Raw genomic sequence first — 16,460 nt, 5'->3', positions numbered from 1 at the left:
TTCCCCATAGAAACATCTGCCGTTGCACTTCAGGAGGCATGGGAAAAGTCTCCCTTGAAGGTGATCCAGCGGCGGTTTGCGTCCGACAGGCACTGTGCGTCCGACGGGCGATTGAACCGGGCGCAGTCCCAAAGGACGATCTCGACGCCGGTGCGCTTGTCGGTGACATAGAGGAAGGCGACAGTGCGGATGACGGGGTTTTGGGGGGAGCCGAAGCGTTGCGAAGTCCGGTCCCAGCCGACGACTTTGCAATAGGCTTGCTCCTCACATTGCCCCAGGCCGAGCATTGCCAGCCTGGCGCCGTCACCTCCGGCATCGACGAGAATGAAATGATCGCCTTCGCGCGTGCTGATCGTGTCGATAACGCTGGCGATCGGCGCTGAGCCTGGCGCGCCTGACGTGCTGTCGCCGGTCGCCAATGGCGACGTAACCGGACGGCGATGTGCGGGAGACAGGAAGGCCAGTTTGGGCTCGAAAGGCTCGATATGGTCAAGCGCAGAAGTGAAAGCCTGCCGGCGTCCCCAACCGCCCCGCCAGCGGAAAAACAGATGCGTGTCGACCCGGGCGATCTTGTCGAGCGTGGCGCTCCAGTAGGGGTGCACCCAATCGGTGTGATAATGCGTGGCCATGCCGACAGCCGGGTCGGTCTCTCCCGTAAGGAAGGCCAATGCCGTGGCGCGGGCGTGCTGCCAGGCAGAGGGCGAGGGTATCCGCGCCAGCGCGCCGTCGCAGGTGAAGGTGAACTGGCATCCGGTCGCGCGTTCGGATCCCTGATAGACGACCGCGCAGACTGAATGGGGATAGGCAGGGTGGCGAACCCGGTTCAGGACCACTTGGGCGACGGCCGCTTGCCCTGCGCGGTCGCTTCCCGCTTCGTAGAGTACGGCGCTGGCGAGGCAGTCCAGCGCGCGGGGGAATTCGGCGCTGTCGCGGTCCATGCGAAATGGAAAGGAGCGGTCCGCGCCAAGTGCGGCGAAGGGGATCGCCGCGTTAAGCTCGCGGGCGGTCTTTGCATCGACATCGGCAAAAAGCAGCGGTTCGATTTTCGGGGCAATGCTGCCGGTCGCGGCATGGTCGCCGGACAGCGCGTGGCTTCGGCGGTCCGGCATTAGCCGCGATGCTGCGTTCGGTTGCCGGGGAGACAGGGTGCTGGCGAGCAAAAGGGCGGCGAGGAGCACGAGGGTCGACGCAAGTATGACCGCAATGGCCAAGCGGCGCGGACTGACCGAGGCCCACAGCGCTGTGGCGATCGTCCTGCGCTTCCGCCAGTTCATCATGCCACTGGGTGCAAGCTGCAGTCCGCCGGGAAGAAAGTAGCGTGCCGTTGCCGGCCGGCGAAAGTTGAAGGTGGTATCTACCATCATCGTGCCAACGTGACCGAGAGCAGGCCGTAGAACTGGGAGAAGGGTTCGAAAGGTGCGGGGCCGTTTACGAACCGCCTTGCGTAACCCACGTTCACATTTGCCGAAAGCCAGCGGCTGAAGCGTAGGCGCGGCCCGGCCGATACATCGAAGCGTCGTGCCGAATAAGGCTGCTTTCCATAGTCTTCCAGCGTGAACTTGGTTACGCCGAGCCAGGACAGGCTGCGCCGTATCTCATATTCCGCTTCGACTTTCACGGTGGTCAGCGTGACTGCGCCCACGAGGTCGTAGGGGCTGGTGGTGTTACTTTGCTCGATGCTGCCGCGCACGGCGAGCAGGCGCGAGGGAAAGTAGCGCAAGTGTCCCCATACGGCGGGGCCTGCAATGGCGCCAAACGCAGCGGCCTTGAAATCATAGCGGCGGTATCCGACGCCCACCTGTGCATAGATCAGCTGTGAAATCTCGTACCGCACGCCCACCGTCCCGCTCCAGTTCTCGGCATCGCGGTTCACTAGCTGGCGTGATGGGGCGTAGTCGAAATTGTCGTATTCTACACCGCCGAAGATCGCAGTGCGGCCGCTGATCTCGTAGGATACGATGCCTTGCACGCCATACCGCGTCACGTTGCGGAAATGCTGATCGGCGATAGCCCCGGCGTTGCCTTCAAGGTCTTCGTAGCGCTGACGCATGCCGAGGACCTGGGCATCGATCGCGAGCCGGTTGAACTGTTTGCGCCCAGTAAACGAGCCGTTGAGGACCCGGCGCATCAGCGGTTCACCGCCGACGAGGTCGTTCTCCACCGTGCCGCGCATGATTGCTTCACGGCGGTAGCCCAGATTCACTGCAATCGAATTGGGGCCGGTGGTGCCGCGGGTGTAAGTGCCTTCAAGGCTATATTCAGTCGAATCCTGGCTAGCCAGCTTCAGGTAGGAGCTTGTGCGCGCCATGGCTTCGAGCGAAATGTTCTGGAACCGATCTTCCTTGCGCAGCCGCAGACGCGGTTCTGCCTGAAGGACAATGTCCGATTCCTTCACGCTGGTGCGGGTGAACACGTTGTCGTCACCGCGCATGCCGAAAGTGACCGTCGGGAGCACCTTGAATCCGGCGATATCGTAGCCGATCTGCTTATACTCCGGGATGATCCTGGAGCCGGGCACATCGTTCGGTTCGCGGATCTGGGGGCCGATGTTCTGGGCCTCTGCTGTGTGAGACCACGCAGTCGACAGGGCAATTGCCGCGAAGCTGGCGCGCAAATGCGCGATGCGCAGAGTTGAAGGACTTGCGATATGGCTAAGTAGCTGGCTGGAGCCGGCGCCATGGAAGGCGATATTGGGCACAGCCTAGAACTTCCGCTCAAGTACGCGAATGGTATCGCCTGGCTGGACGGGCGTGTTTCCGTCTAGTCGGTAAAGGACTTCGCCGGCGCCTTCCTTGTGGCGGATATAGATGCGCTTTTCATCGGCGCGATAAGTGAAGCCAGCCGCCTTGGCGACCGCGCTGAACACGGTAAGTCCTTCGACAAAGGGGTATTCGCCCGGAGTGTTGACTTCGCCCAGGATGTAATAGGGGCGAAAGTTCAGCACATCGATCGCGACGCTGGGATTATCGATGTAGCCCTTGCTGAGTGCGGCGGTGAGCTGGTCAGCCAAGGCAGGGGCAGTGATGCCCTTCGCCCGGACTGCTCCGATCAGCGGGAACGCAATGGCGCCGGAACCGTCGACGAGATATTCGCCGGTAAGCCTTTCCTCGCCGTAGACGGTGATGCGCAGTTTATCGCCAGCGCCCAGTGCGTAGCTGGTGTCAGTGTTCGATAAGGCCAGTTCCGGTAGCGATCCGCTACTTGCGCAGCCGGATGTCAGGCATCCGGCGATAAGAATGGACAGAACGGTCAGGAATATCCGCATTTGTCGCCTGTTTTCTGTGCGAACCTGTTGAATGTCCGGTTCGTTAAATGGCTGGTGTCTTGCGGTGCAGTCTGACCTAAGACAGCGGTTCCCTTCAAATAAAGAACCGTTCAATTACGATGTTTATTGCCAAAAAGTTGGTCCAATAACGACCTGATTTCGACAATAATTTAGAAGTATTGCCTGAAATAAAGACGAATATTCCGCATCTTGCCTGATTTTGGGTGTCAATGTTCGGCCATGGTGTTGCCATTGAGGAGTTTCGCGGAAAAAAGCTCAGCGCCTAGCAGGCGCTGTGCATTGCTAGCCTCGGTGCCCTTCTGCGGTACGCGAAACGCTCTAGATGTCTGGGATAGGCCGGAACGTGTCGAAAGAGGGGGCGCTGAACGCCTCCCTCTTTCGTTCCCGGGAGAGCTTAGCCAAAAGGCGTGCCGTCGAGAGTATCAGTTGTAGAAATTGTAGTCGCCCAACTTAAGCTGGTTGCCGTTCACCGACCCGACGGCGATGACATAATCCAGTCCGGTAGTGCTGCTGTGGATGGTGTAGTATTGCGCATGAATGTCGCCGCCGGGGCTTGCGCTGTTGTAACCGTATCCGGTGAACGTGATCGTCGATCCAGCGCCGAATCCGGAAAGGTAAAGGAAGTCGTTGTTGCCCGCTTCGTAGACGCCGGCGCCGTGGAAATCATAAATGAAGTCCTGTGCCTTTGCCCCGATCGCGGCATTGTTGTTCAGCGCGGGGTCGAAGTCCGACAGCTTCAGTACGAATGCATCGTTGCCTGCACCGCCATAGTAATAGTCGATACCCTTGCCGCCTACGAGAGCGTCATTGCCGCCGCTTCCGGCGATTTTGTCGCTACCATCGGTTCCCTTGTACGTTGGCATGTTCATCCTCCTGAGTAAAATTACGTAGCCACCCTTTGAATGCCGGAAATCTTGGGGGATAAGATAGAGTAATAAGTAAAACTACCTTAATATTGATACGCAATAATTTACGGCCCGTTCACTATAATTCGGAATGATTTTCTAACTCAAGTATTTATGTGGAGACGGTTCAGTGTTTTGGGGGTTTATTACCCATTTTGGATGATTAAGTGATTTATTGCATTTTCTATTCTGATACATTCATGGGGAGAAGTGCGGCTGGAAGCAGGCGTATCCCCAGCGGCCGGCAATCTCGCGGCAGTCGGGTGCCAGAGGAACGGTTCATAGTGGATGCGAATAGCCTCGGTGGCAGCCGTTTAGATGGCCGGCGCGTGCCAAAATTTGACGGATCGAGTGGTTGCGGCGTGCTCTGTGTTGCCTGAAGTGTTGCTCGTGCGCATCACGCTGGCGTTCAACTCGCCGATGGTTGACTCTATTTCAGTACCTTCTCGAGCTTGGGCGCTTCATCGCTCCCGTGTGGGAGGCGGCAAGTGAAGTTGCTGCATTACCAGCCCGCCGTTCCGAACTTCGGAGATGACCTCAACGGGATCCTCTGGCCCGCCCTGGCGCCTTCGTTGTTCGAGGAACAGGGCGAAGTCGATGGCCCGGGCGAGGCATTTGTGGGCATCGGCACCATTGTCGGGATCGATCCCGGACAGCGGCGGCGGCTGCATGTCTTCTCCAGCGGTGCAGGCTATACGGCCGCCGACCGATGGACCGGACTGGATGTGCATTATCACTGCGTGCGTGGACCGGTGACGGCGCGGGTGCTGGGGTTGTCGGCGGACAGGCCCTTGACCGATGGCGCGATCCTGGCCCCGTTGGTCGACCGGTTCCGGTTTTCGGTGCCGGGTGAGGGCGCCGCGGCCAGTACTGTTCCGGCGGGGGGGCGGATCGTGGTCGTCCCCCACTATGAGACCATCGCCTTTCCCGGCTGGAACGATGCTGTGCGCATGGCCGGGTTCGATCTCGTTGACCCCAGGGGAGCGCCTGAGGTCGTGATCGCCGCACTGGCAAGTGCGCGCCTGGTGCTTACAGAATCGCTACACGGCGCGATTTTGGCTGATGCTTATGGCGTGCCGTGGCGGGGGTTTGCGGTTTCGCGCAATTTCTCGACTGCCAAGTGGGCAGACTGGGCCGGATCGCTGGATCTGGATGTAGAGATCGCGCTGGTGCCTCCGCCCGATCCGATGCCTTTGCTGCGTTTCGGCAAACGGGAAGAACCTTTTGGCGCCATGCTGCGCCTGGACCCTGAGGCATCTTTTCGCGAGTTCCGCAATCGTATTGCTCCTCCTGCGCGGATACCCTTCCTGAAAGCGCAGGCCAAGCGGGTGCTGGAGGACGTGCCGGCGGCGCGGCGGCTGCTGGGGTTCAATCCGCAGCGCACCGCAAAAGCACTGGCCGACCTTGCGACTTGTGAGCCGTACCTGAGCCTGGCGGGCAGGCGCGAGAGCTTGCGCGATGCCATGTTGCAGAGACTTGAGGCGTTGGTCCGGTTGCATCAGGGGGCGCTGGCGAGGGTGACCTGACCTACGGCGGTCCCGGTATCGCCCGAAGAGCGCAGTTAACCGATTGGACGCAGTTATGGGTGTATGGGGTCTTTATGCAAAGGCCTCGACATCCCTTCCGACCGACCGCTTCGGTTGCATCACCTCCCGCACGCGTCGGTGCAAAGCCGATTCTGTGGCGAGGGTGGCTTGCTGGTGCAGCTATCAGCGTCTGCCTGTGGGGCGGGATTGCCATGGTCGTCGCGACCTGGTGACGGCATCCGTGCCGGTTTAAGCCGCGCGCGACTGCCGGTCGCTCGAATGCACGTGATGACCGACTGAAAATCCTGCCACTGGCCGGTTAATGGCGGTGCTGCCTGCGTTGCGCCGTTTTATCCGAATGGCATTTCGTCGGCATCGCGTGCCATCGGCCTGTCCCACCGAGATGCAATTACCTGTAATTCGGATGTTCTTTTCATTGCGAGCGCTGGGCGCTCACCTAGCCTGAAGCCGAAAACAGCTTTCGGTCGAAGATGCCGGCACCTTGCGCCTGGCCGCATATGTGCAAGCGGGCTCGGTGACCAAGGTGAGTGCGGGGCAACGTCTTGAGCAGAAATCTGTCGGTCTTTCTCGATCTGCTGCGCCTTTTTGCCGCCTTGTTAGTGTTCGTTGGGCACACCGGTGCGGTTTACAGCCTCAATATGCCCGTTATCGTTGCCCACAGTGCAAAGGAGGGGGTGGCGATCTTCTTCGTGCTGTCTGGCTTCGTCATCGCATTTGTTACGGAATGCAAAGAGCATGACTGGCGATCCTTTGCGCATGCGCGGGCAATCCGGATGTATTCGGTGCTCCCTGTCGCCATCGTGGTGCTGGTGGTGTGTCATACGATTGGCGCGGCCGTGAACCCTGCGCTGTACGACGTTGGCGATGTCAGCGATCAGACGCTCCGCAACACCCTGGGCGGCGCTCTCATCGGTGAGGCTCCTGGGTGGCAGCCGATCCTCCATTACCTGACGTTCACCAACGAATTCTGGTTCGACCGTGTCGTCGTATCTACGGGTACGCCGTTCTGGTCGCTTGGGTTCGAGATGGCCTATTATGTTGCCTTCGCCATCTTGTTCTATGTGCGGGGGCCTCGGCGCTGGCTATTGGCCGCCGTCTGGCTGGTGGCCTGCGGCCCTCGCATCGCAGTGGCATTCGTCTTGTGGCTGGTGGGAGTGGGGGCTTGGAGCTTTGTGCGGCGTTGTCCGCGGATTGACGCGTTCGCGGGTTGGGCTTTGCTTTCAGCGTTAGCGCTTGCCATGCTCGCATGGCGTAGATGGGGCGGCGAGCTGGCGGTTCCGCTATTCGAATGGCCCGCTCCTGCACTGCTGGGTGCAAGCATGGCCTATTACCTGGTGCTGGCCCTGCTGCTGGCAGCGATCATCGTCGTTTTCGCTGCGTGTACATCGGAACGGTCGATCTGGCCGGTCGGAGTGGAGCGAATCGTTCGCTACTGCGCAGGTGCCAGCTTCACGCTCTACATCGCCCATCTTCCGGTCCTGGTGTTGATCGCAGCGATCAGGCCTGATGGTCTGGGGACGAATTCGGGTGGGCTGCTTGCGGGCAGCATCACTGTCGGCGTGGTGTTTATCCTGGCGGAACTGGGGGAGCGACGTAAAGCGATCTATATACAAATTTTCGCCAAAGTGCTGAATTATTCGGTAAAATTCAAGAACTATGCTATCGATGCAATCGATTAAAACGCATTTACCAGAGTCCTTATGCCAGAGTTGTGAATAACAAAACTATCAAGTTCCTCGACACGGCGAAGCAATATGGCTTCAGTGACGGGGTTATTCATCATGGCTTTTTTGTATAAGAACGCTTACGGCAAATTACTTAATAGCTCTTCTTCCTCTGTTAAGACGTTTCTCGGGACATCTGCTTCCGACATCATCCGGGGGACCGATAAAGCTGACATCATGCGCGGCTACGGCGGCGGCGACAGCTATTATGGCGGGCAGGGTGACGACACCTACATAATCTCTTCCGAAAAGGACAAGCTGTTCGAGGCGGCCGGTGAGGGCATCGATACCGTGCGCTCTTCGGTCTATCACACCTTGGGCGCCAACTTCGAAAACTTGATCCTCGAAGGCAGTGGCTCCTGGTATGGCGGCGGCAACGACCTCGACAATGTGATTATCGGTAACGAGTATGCGCAGCAGATCAACGGCGGGGCTGGCAACGATGTACTGGTCGGCGGCGGGGGTGCGGATACCTTCATCATCGTAAAGGGCAATGGCAGCGATGCCATCGTCGACTTTGCAACCGGCGTCGACAAGATCCAGCTCAGCGGATACGGTGTCACCAACTTCTCGCAGATACAGTCTGCTTTGAAGCAAGTAGGTGCGGACACCGTACTGCACTTCTCCAATGGCGAAGACCTGATCCTGCGCGGTGTGACGGCTACCAGCCTGGTCGCCAAGGACTTTAGTTACGAAATCAACCGCGCTGCGTTGACGCTCAACTTCGGCGATGATTTCAATTCCCTCAGCCTCTACTCCAAGGGCGGCACCTGGCGTACCGAATATGGCCACGGCGGTCCGGGTTCCATTTCCAGTCGCACTCTGAAAACCGAGTCCGAGGTTTATATGGACCCCGACTGGGGCGGCACCGGCACGAAACCGCTGGGCGTGAATCCCTTCTCGATCAACGACGGCGTGCTGACGATCACCGCTGCCCCGGCGACGGCGGATGTGCTGCCCTTCATCGACGGGCACACGTATACGTCTGGCCTGTTGACGACCAAGTTCACGTTTGCGCAGCAATACGGTTACTTCGAAATTCGCGCCGCGCTGCCAGCAGGGCAAGGCTTCTGGCCCGCGTTCTGGTTGTTGCCGGCAGACAGCAGCTGGCCGCCCGAACTCGATGTGTTCGAGATGCTCGGCAAAGACCCGAACGTCGTTTACCTGACGACGCATGGCATCGAGAACGGCAAGAACACCATGGATCAGGACCGCGCCGTACTCGATACCACGAAGTTCCATACTTACGGCGTCGACTGGAACGGTGAACGGGTAATCTACTACATCGATGGTGTGGAAGTGGCGCAGCAGGCTACGCCGCCGGCCATGAACAAGGAAATGTACATGCTCGTCAACCTTGCGGTAGGCGGGAATGGCAGCTGGGGCGGCGCCGCAGATGCGACCACCGGCACGGGCGAGATGAAGGTGGACTATGTGCGTGCCTATCGCACGGCCGACACCGTCTCGGCGACGATCAAGGGTACGCATACCGTTTATTCGGGGAATGGGTCCACCTCGGCGCCTGTCGTGACAACGCCGGGAACCCCGAAGCCCGCCACGCCGGTCACCTCGAATGAAAATGGATCGGGCGGCGTCGCAACCGGCAAGACCTATGTGGGCACCAGCGGGGATGATACATTCCGTGTCAGCTCTGCGCTCGACAAGATCGTCGAGCAGGTCAACGGCGGTTCCGATACGGTCATCTCCAGCGTGAGCTTCACGTTGCCCGATAATGTCGAGAACCTGAGCCTTTCCACCGACGCTGCGCTCAATGGCACCGGCAATGCGCTCGCCAACAGATTGATCGGCACCAAGGGGGCGAACGTCCTCAAGGGGCTGGCCGGCAACGACTATCTCGATGGGAACGGGGGTGCCGACACACTGTACGGCGGGCTGGGCGATGACACTTACCGGGTCGACAGCACTGCGGTGAAGGTCATCGAAAACGCGAATGAAGGCAGCGATTCGGTTATCAGCACGGTCACCTATACCCTGACCGCCAATGTCGAAAATCTGCGTCTGAGCGGCACGGCCAATATCAACGGCACAGGCAATGGCGAAGACAACCGGATTATCGGCAATGCCGGGGTCAACGTCCTGACCGGGCTTGCGGGCAACGACTATCTCGACGGTGCCGGCGGTCTCGACACTCTGGTCGGCGGTAAGGGAGATGATATCTACATCGTCGACCAGGCCGGTGTGCGTGTGATCGAGCAGGCCAGCGAGGGCAACGACACGGTGCGCTCTTCTGTCAGCTATACGCTGCCCGCCAATGTCGAGATACTGCGCCTGTCCGGCAGCGCCGGGATCAACGGCGCCGGCAATACGCTGGCGAACAAGATCTACGGCAACGACGGCGCCAACAAGCTGTTCGGATGGGCCGGCAACGACCTGATCGACGGCGGAGCCGGCAACGATGTCCTTAACGGCGGTGCGGGCGACGATACGCTTACCGGCGGTGCAGGCGCGGATACTTTCGTTTTCGCTGCCGGCTATGGCAAGGATACGGTGACCGACTTCCAGCACGGCGTCGACAAGCTGGTGCTGGTTGGCGTGAAGACCAGCGCGGTTTCGATCAGCCATACGGCGACCTCGACTGTGGTTTCGATCGGTGCGGAAAAGATCACCCTGATGGGCGATGCACAGTTCGAGATGTCCGATATCAGCTTCCTCAGCACCGTGAACTATGGCGCTACGATCGGACTGATGGCCTGATCGGCCTGAGAACATACTCCAGAATGAAGCAGTCTTCCCGGCGGCTTGGTCGACCCTGCCGCCGGGGCCTTGTATCGAAGCTGCAGCACCATGTGTGCTGCGGCTTCGAAGGGTTTTCAGGGCAGATGCTTTTTAACGTCCAGGCAATTCACGACATTTTGTGGGGGCGTGCTGCCGGGTTGCTGGTTCTGTTTGCCGCGGTCGCGGTGTTATCGCGGTGGGCTTCATCGCAATGACTAATGCGCTGGCCTTGCCGCAGGCGCGCGGTAGCCGCTTTGTCGTCCTTCTCACCGACCGAAGTCTGCAGGATGGGGTTTTCGCCGCGTTAATGGTGATGGCGCGCATTCCGGCCAGCGTCGGTATGCCAGGCGCCTTCGTTTTTCTGGTCCTGACCGGTATTTATGTTGCGATCCGGCTCGAACAAACCCGTGACGCTTTTTGGCGTTGTTGGATTCTACTGGTGTTCCCGGCTTTTGCACTGTTGTCGGCGGTATGGGCGGTCTACCCGGAATTGACCTTGCGCTATGCCGTGCAGATGACCCTCACGGCCTTCGCCGGGCTGCTGCTGTCGCAAGCCGCGCGGCCCAGAGCGGTGCTGGCAGGACTGTTCGTTGCCTACACCGGGTATAGCGTCGCTTCCCTGATGGCCGGCAACATCCACCCGGATGGCATGGGAGGCGCGCTCGCCCTCTATGGCCTGGGGGGTGAGGCCAAGAACTATTTCGCGGACACTGCCGGTACGGCTGTCCTGTTGGCGCTGGTCATGCTGGTGACCGGCATTGAGCGGGGCTCACCGGTGCTTGCCGTGTTTAGCGGCGGTATGGCTGCGATCTGCGTTCTGACGACGGTGCGTGCGCATTCTGCCGGGGCAGTGGCATCCCTGGCGCTTACCGTGGGACTGTTGGCGGCTTTGCTGGCGTTGAGAACGCGTTCACCAGCGCTCAAGCTGGCCTTTGCCGCAACGGTCTTTGGCACCTTCGTGCTTTGCCTGCTATTTTTCCAGCCTCTTATGGCGATGGTACAGGAACTGTCCGCCAAGGATTCCGGGCTGACCGGGCGCGGCTATCTCTGGTATCGGGCGGACTTTATCATCGCTCAAAGGCCTTGGCTGGGAATGGGCTATTTCGGCTTTTGGCATCCAGCGAATCCTGACGCGATCGGTCTGTGGCGATATTTCGACGTGCATCAGGAAGGCACCGGCTTCTCGTTTCATAACAGCTATATCCAGACCATGGTGGAGACCGGTTACATCGGCCTCGCCATTATGCTCGGGGGCTGGATCGCGGGCATTATCGCGCTACTGCGCCGTTTTGTGCTGACCCATTCGCTCGCCACCTGTTTCTGGCTCAGCTACATGGCGCTGGAACTGAGCAAGTCGCCAGTGGAACCGATTCGCCCGGCTGCCTTGGTCGCGCCAACCATCATGCTGTTTGCGGCCTTGGGGTTCGGCTGGTTTCCCGTGGCAAGGGCCGGGGCGGCGCGAACTGCGCAGCATGGCTCAGGTTGACCCTTTGCCAAGCCGCCGGTCGTCCTCGCGGTCGATTGCGAGCAGCGACACGCCCTTGCTCTCGGTCATGACGAAAGCGGATATCAGGCTGATTGCCCCGGCGCCGAGGATATAGAACGCGATCGGCAGCCAGTCGTCGTATTGCCGCAGCAGGGCGGTGCCGATCAGCGGCGCCCACGACCCGGCGAAGATCGCGGTTACCTGATAGCCGAGCGAGACCCCCGAATAGCGCATACGGGTGGGGAACATCTCGGCCATGATCGCTGGCTGCGCAGCATACATCAGGGCATGTACGATCATGCCAAGGAAGATTGCGCCAAGGATAGTCAGCAGACTGCCGGTGCCGAACATGGGAAAGGCAACGAAGGGCCAAACCATGGTCAGCGCTGCGCCGAGAATATAGATCGGCTTGCGCCCGATACGATCGGCGGCTGCGCCGAACATCGGGATGACCACTGCGTGCAGGATATGCGCGCAGAACAAAAGCGTCAGGATGCTGGTGGTGTTGACGCCGATATGCGCCAGGTACGTGATCGAGAACGTGACGACCATGTAGTAGAGGATGTTTTCGCCCACGCGCAGGCCCATCGCGGTGAAGACGCCGCGCGGATAACGGCGGAACACTTCGACAAGACCATAGCCATCATCCGACCGCTCTTCCGCTTCGGCCTTGGCAGCTTCGAAGATCGGCGAATCTGTCACCTGAGTGCGAATGTAATAACCGATGCCGACAATCACTGCGGAGAGCCAGAAGCCGATCCGCCAGCCCCAGGCAAGAAACTGCGCGTCGGACAAAGTGGCGGAAAGCACCAATAGCACGATCGTCGCCAGCAGGTTGCCCAAAGGCACGCCAGCCTGCGGGAAGCTGCCCCAGAACGCGCGGCTGCGGTTCGGGCTATGCTCTGCGACGAGCAGGACGGCGCCGCCCCACTCACCGCCCAGCGCGAAGCCTTGCACGAATCGCAGCGTCACCAAAAGTACCGGCGCCCAGTAGCCGATGCCGCCGAAGGTCGGCAGGCAGCCCATGAGGAAAGTGGACAGGCCGATCAGCATGAGGCTGAACTGGAGCAGCGATTTGCGCCCAACCTTGTCGCCGATGTGTCCGAACACGATGCCGCCAAGCGGGCGGGCGATGAAACCCACCGCGTACGTTGCGAAAGCCGCGATCACGCCGTCGAGGTCATTTCCGGTCGCCGGGAAAAACAGTTTGCCGAAGATCAGGGTGGCGGCGGTTCCGTAGAGGAAAAATTCGTACCACTCGACAATGGTCCCGGCCATCGATGCGCCTACCACCTTGCGAAGGTAGGGCAGGTCGGCCGTTTGCTCGTGATTCATTGCTTTCCCATCCTGTTCCCTTGCCGCGTGCTTCGGCCCCTTTGATGGTTCCGATTGGGCTGCTGGCGTGCCGCATATGTTGCAGCGCATTCAAGCGGACTCAAGTCGCTAGAAGGATAGGATCGGATTCGAACCAATCGGAAGCCGCTTTGCCTACATGCCGGGATGCGGCCAGGCGGCGATCCGGCGCACTTCATAACGGCCGGGAAACCGTGTCGATTTGTCCGGGTATCCGCCCCAGGCGCCGCCCACGGCAAGATTGGCAATCATATAGGCCTTCTGCGTAGTGAGCACGCGCGGCGTCGGCGCGCTGGCTACCGGCTTGCGATCCACGAACCAGATCATTTCCGATGGCCCCCACAGCAACCCGTACCGATGGAAAGCGGCGGAAGCATCGAAGTTAAGCCGTACACGCATGGTCTTCTTCGCTTTGCCGGCGATCACGGTGCAGTAGATCGTGTGCGGATCGCCCAGGCCCTCGATAACGTCGATCTCGCCGGTATCGGGCCACGCGCCTTTCAGCGGCATGAGCCAGAACGCCGGCCACATCCCTTTGCCGGCGGGCAGTTTGGCTTCGATCTCGAAGTACCCATACTTTTGCGCGAAACTGAACTTGGTGGTGATGGCGCCGCCGTAATACGGCTTGTTCCAGGTCATCGCGCGCAGGCTTTGCGGCGTCCGCCGTGCAAGGATCGTAAGCTGCCCGCGTTCGAAAAGGAAAGGATCGAGCCCCAGCGGCACCTTGCCTGCAGCAGAGGGCGTCATCCCCGCGAAACGGGCATCGGAGGCGAAGCTGCCCGCTGACATCTGCCGGTTGGAAACCGAACGCGGCCCGCCGTATCCATAAACGGTGCGCCAGCGATGGGGCTTCTTCGGACGCTGTTGATCGGTGCCGCTATCGAACGTGTCGAACCGCTCATCGAACGAAGGAGTGCCTAGCCGACCTCGGGCAACAGCATCGACGACCATCTTCGTCGATAGGTGGCTGGCCTGATCTGCTCTCGTCGCTGGCTTGGCCGAAACCCGCGGCGGGGTGAACGGCAGCAGCGCAAATAGCGAACAGGCAGCCAGCGCCATCTGGCTTCGCATTCTCACGGCTTCGGCTGTCCGGGGCATGGCTTTCCTGTTGAGTGCGGCGCGCCCATCCTGATTGGTCGCGAAATGATCTTACTGCGATGCAGCATTGTCGGTCGGGCTTTTGGCTCCGGAATGGATGTCGTTGGCGTTCGTTACCGATAGGGCTTGGACTAATGTCGGGCAGGTTGCGGTTCCGCAGCGAACACCCGTTTCCATTCCAGTTCCCCGTTCGTGGAGGCCGCAATGACTGTCCCTGCGATGATGAAGATTGGCGCGTGATGACGGCTGCCCCTCTGGTTTCGATACTGATGGTTGCCCGCAATGCTGCACTTTTCATCGATGCAGCGATTGTTTCCGCGCGCGAACAGTCGCTGACCGATATCGAGATCGTTGTCGTCGATGACGGGTCCAGCGATTGCACTGCCGAACTCGTTCGTGCCCATGTGGCCACGGACAGCCGTGTACGCTTGTTGGAAGGCCCGCAAAAAGGGTTGAGCGCGGTACGAAACACCAGCCTGCAGGCGGCCCGGGGGCGCTTCGCCGCGATCCTCGACAGCGACGATATCCTGCATCCACGCCACCTCGAATGGCTGATGGCGGGTAGAGTTCGGTTCGGCGCTGAAATATCTGCGGCCAACATGGTCGAGTTTCAGGAGGAAGGCGGCAGCCTCACTACCCGGGCGTTTGCGGAAGGTCCGTTATGGGAAGAAGCGCGGTCGATCGGAGCAGAAGAATACGTCGAGCGCGGGATGATCGGCGGCAGGGGCGCATCACCAGGCTATTTCAAACCCTTGTTCGACATGTCGTTCCTGCGGGCCAACGGAGTGGGCTATGATGAACGGCTGCGCATCGGAGAGGATTTCGACCTGGTGCTGCGTGCGATGCTGGCTGGAGCGCGCTATCTCTATCTGCCGGAAATGACCTATTATTATCGCAGGCATGTAGCCTCCACATCGCACCGCCTGTCGCGCGCCGACCTGGAAGGGTTGCTGCGCGCGGCGCAGGCCTATCCGTGCGATACGGACGGTGCCCTTGCCGCGAAAATGCAGGCCCGCCAGGAAAACCTCAAAGGGGCATTGCTCCATCTCGACACCATTGCCGCGATCAAGGCTGGGAATATGCTGCAAGCTTTGCGGCTGACGGCTGGGCACCGCGATGCCCGGCGCCTGACTATGTCCAGCCTTTACGAGGCTACGGCCAAGCGCGTCAGCCTTCGCCAGACTGCGCGACAGGCTGCAACGCCGGTGCATGGCGAACCCTTGGCCGAGCGCCTGCGCGCAATCACGCATGGGCTTCAATCTGCCGTTCTCAATCCTTGATGGAGCTGCAATGCGCCCGCTGATCTTTCTGTTTCCGCATGACCGCATGGATGTCGGCGGCAATACCGCGCAAGTCCGTTTCGTTGAGGCATGTTGCCGTTTCACCGCTGCCAGCATCGTTTTCTACGGCAGCCGGATGGCCGATCGCCCTCATCTGGATGATTACCTGACGCATGACGCGAAGGGAGCATCGTCACCGATTTTCGTCATTCATTGGGGCCCCGATATCGCGATGCTGCTGGAGAGATTGAAGGGCCGCGACGTAGTTTACATCGCACACAGCACCGGCTGGGGGATGACACTCCCATCGCAGGCGCCGATGCTGTGCGTCAGCCGGCATACGATGGCCTATTGGGGGCGGAACGCGCCCAACTCCTACATTGCCCATGTGCCCAATGTGGTTGAGATCGATGGTTCGGGCACGACTCAGCCACGCGATGTCGATGTTCTGGTGCAAGTGCGCAAATCCTCTCGCTACCTGCTGGAGCGGTTAGTGCCAGCGCTGCAGGAACGGTGCCGGGTAACCGTGCTGGATGGCTGGGTAGATGATTTGTCCGCGTGGTTTCGCCGGTCGAGCGTCTATCTTTACGATTCGCTTGAACACTGGGCTGACGTGGGCGCCACCGAGGGATTCGGGCTGCCACCGCTGGAGGCCATGGGGCAGGGCTGCGTGGTCTTTTCAAGCGTGAACGATGCGCTGGCCGACTACCTTGATCCCGGTTTCAATTGCCGCAAGATCCGCATTCACTCGCTGCAATGGGATGTCGCGGAAATACTACGCGCGGTTGAGGATCGTGCGCCCGCCCCGCCGCATGCGCCGTGGTTCGCGGGCTACTCCCCGGACATGGTAGCATCCCGGCTGGAAACGGTATTTGGTGATCTTGAACGCTTCTTTGACTTCACCGCGGACATTGATCCCAACATCGACGACTTGTGGGCATTGCGCCGGCCCACGCCATTGCAGCGGGCCAAGCGCGCGGTCAGGGTGCTGGCAGGAAGCTGACTCGTAACTTTGGGCGACGGGGCAAGCACAAGCCGCTGTTGA

Annotated in this window: 12 protein-coding genes; 6 read left to right on the top strand and 6 right to left on the bottom strand. The window is 60.1% G+C overall.

The annotated features are described in order from the left end of the window. Positions 1–29: 29 nt before the first annotated feature. The 4 genes from TQ38_RS13040 to TQ38_RS13025 form a co-directional block, all read right to left on the bottom strand. Positions 30–1,364 carry a cell wall hydrolase gene (locus TQ38_RS13040; RefSeq protein WP_082057513.1) on the bottom strand — a complete coding sequence of 445 codons (1,335 nt, stop codon included), beginning with the start codon at positions 1,362–1,364 and terminating at the stop codon, positions 30–32. Continuing rightward, on the bottom strand, positions 1,361–2,698 hold the full coding sequence (locus TQ38_RS13035) for an outer membrane beta-barrel protein (protein ID WP_043970972.1): 1,338 nt from the start codon (positions 2,696–2,698) through the stop codon (positions 1,361–1,363). The genes TQ38_RS13040 and TQ38_RS13035 overlap by 4 nt, the downstream gene beginning before the upstream one ends. Positions 2,699–2,701: 3 nt before the next feature. Continuing rightward, the gene (locus TQ38_RS13030) at positions 2,702–3,265 is read right to left on the bottom strand and encodes a polysaccharide biosynthesis/export family protein (RefSeq protein WP_043970970.1); all 564 of its coding nucleotides are present in this window, start codon (positions 3,263–3,265) and stop codon (positions 2,702–2,704) included. A 443-nt stretch (positions 3,266–3,708) separates the two neighbouring features. Next, positions 3,709–4,149: a hypothetical protein gene (locus TQ38_RS13025; RefSeq protein WP_113941926.1), complete on the bottom strand. Its 441-nt coding sequence runs from the start codon at positions 4,147–4,149 to the stop codon at positions 3,709–3,711. A 530-nt stretch (positions 4,150–4,679) separates the two neighbouring features. On the opposite strand from TQ38_RS13025, the gene TQ38_RS13020 reads away from it, so the two are divergent. The 4 genes from TQ38_RS13020 to TQ38_RS13005 all read left to right on the top strand — a co-directional run bounded on the left by TQ38_RS13020 (position 4,680) and on the right by TQ38_RS13005 (position 11,684). Continuing rightward, positions 4,680–5,717: a polysaccharide pyruvyl transferase family protein gene (locus tag TQ38_RS13020; protein WP_162792249.1), complete on the top strand. Its 1,038-nt coding sequence runs from the start codon at positions 4,680–4,682 to the stop codon at positions 5,715–5,717. A gap of 563 nt (positions 5,718–6,280) precedes the next feature. Beyond that, positions 6,281–7,417, top strand: a complete 1,137-nt coding sequence (locus TQ38_RS13015; protein ID WP_043970968.1) for an acyltransferase — start codon at positions 6,281–6,283, stop codon at positions 7,415–7,417. Between the two features lie 75 nt (positions 7,418–7,492). Then, complete coding sequence (locus TQ38_RS13010) at positions 7,493–10,177, top strand: family 16 glycosylhydrolase (protein WP_082057511.1); 2,685 nt, start codon at positions 7,493–7,495, stop codon at positions 10,175–10,177. A gap of 232 nt (positions 10,178–10,409) precedes the next feature. Then, the gene (locus tag TQ38_RS13005; RefSeq protein WP_162792247.1) at positions 10,410–11,684 is read left to right on the top strand and encodes an O-antigen ligase; all 1,275 of its coding nucleotides are present in this window, start codon (positions 10,410–10,412) and stop codon (positions 11,682–11,684) included. Here TQ38_RS13005 and TQ38_RS13000 read toward each other — a convergent pair. Together TQ38_RS13000 and TQ38_RS12995 are read right to left on the bottom strand one after the other, a co-directional pair. Further along, complete coding sequence (locus TQ38_RS13000) at positions 11,676–13,019, bottom strand: MFS transporter (protein ID WP_043970966.1); 1,344 nt, start codon at positions 13,017–13,019, stop codon at positions 11,676–11,678. The genes TQ38_RS13005 and TQ38_RS13000 overlap by 9 nt on opposite strands. Before the next feature lie 153 nt (positions 13,020–13,172). Then, a complete protein-coding gene (locus tag TQ38_RS12995) occupies positions 13,173–14,108 on the bottom strand; it encodes a family 16 glycosylhydrolase (RefSeq protein ID WP_052505543.1) in 936 nt (311 codons plus the stop codon). A 266-nt stretch (positions 14,109–14,374) separates the two neighbouring features. Here TQ38_RS12995 and TQ38_RS12990 point away from each other — a divergent pair, with 266 nt between their 5' ends. Next, a complete protein-coding gene (locus TQ38_RS12990) occupies positions 14,375–15,415 on the top strand; it encodes a glycosyltransferase (RefSeq protein ID WP_052505542.1) in 1,041 nt (346 codons plus the stop codon). Next, a complete protein-coding gene (locus TQ38_RS12985) occupies positions 15,384–16,418 on the top strand; it encodes a glycosyltransferase family 4 protein (protein WP_052505541.1) in 1,035 nt (344 codons plus the stop codon). The genes TQ38_RS12990 and TQ38_RS12985 overlap by 32 nt, the downstream gene beginning before the upstream one ends. Positions 16,419–16,460: the final 42 nt, after the last annotated feature.

The organism is Novosphingobium sp. P6W, from assembly GCF_000876675.2.
Classification (GTDB): domain Bacteria; phylum Pseudomonadota; class Alphaproteobacteria; order Sphingomonadales; family Sphingomonadaceae; genus Novosphingobium.
This window is presented reverse-complemented; position numbering and strand designations above follow the sequence as displayed.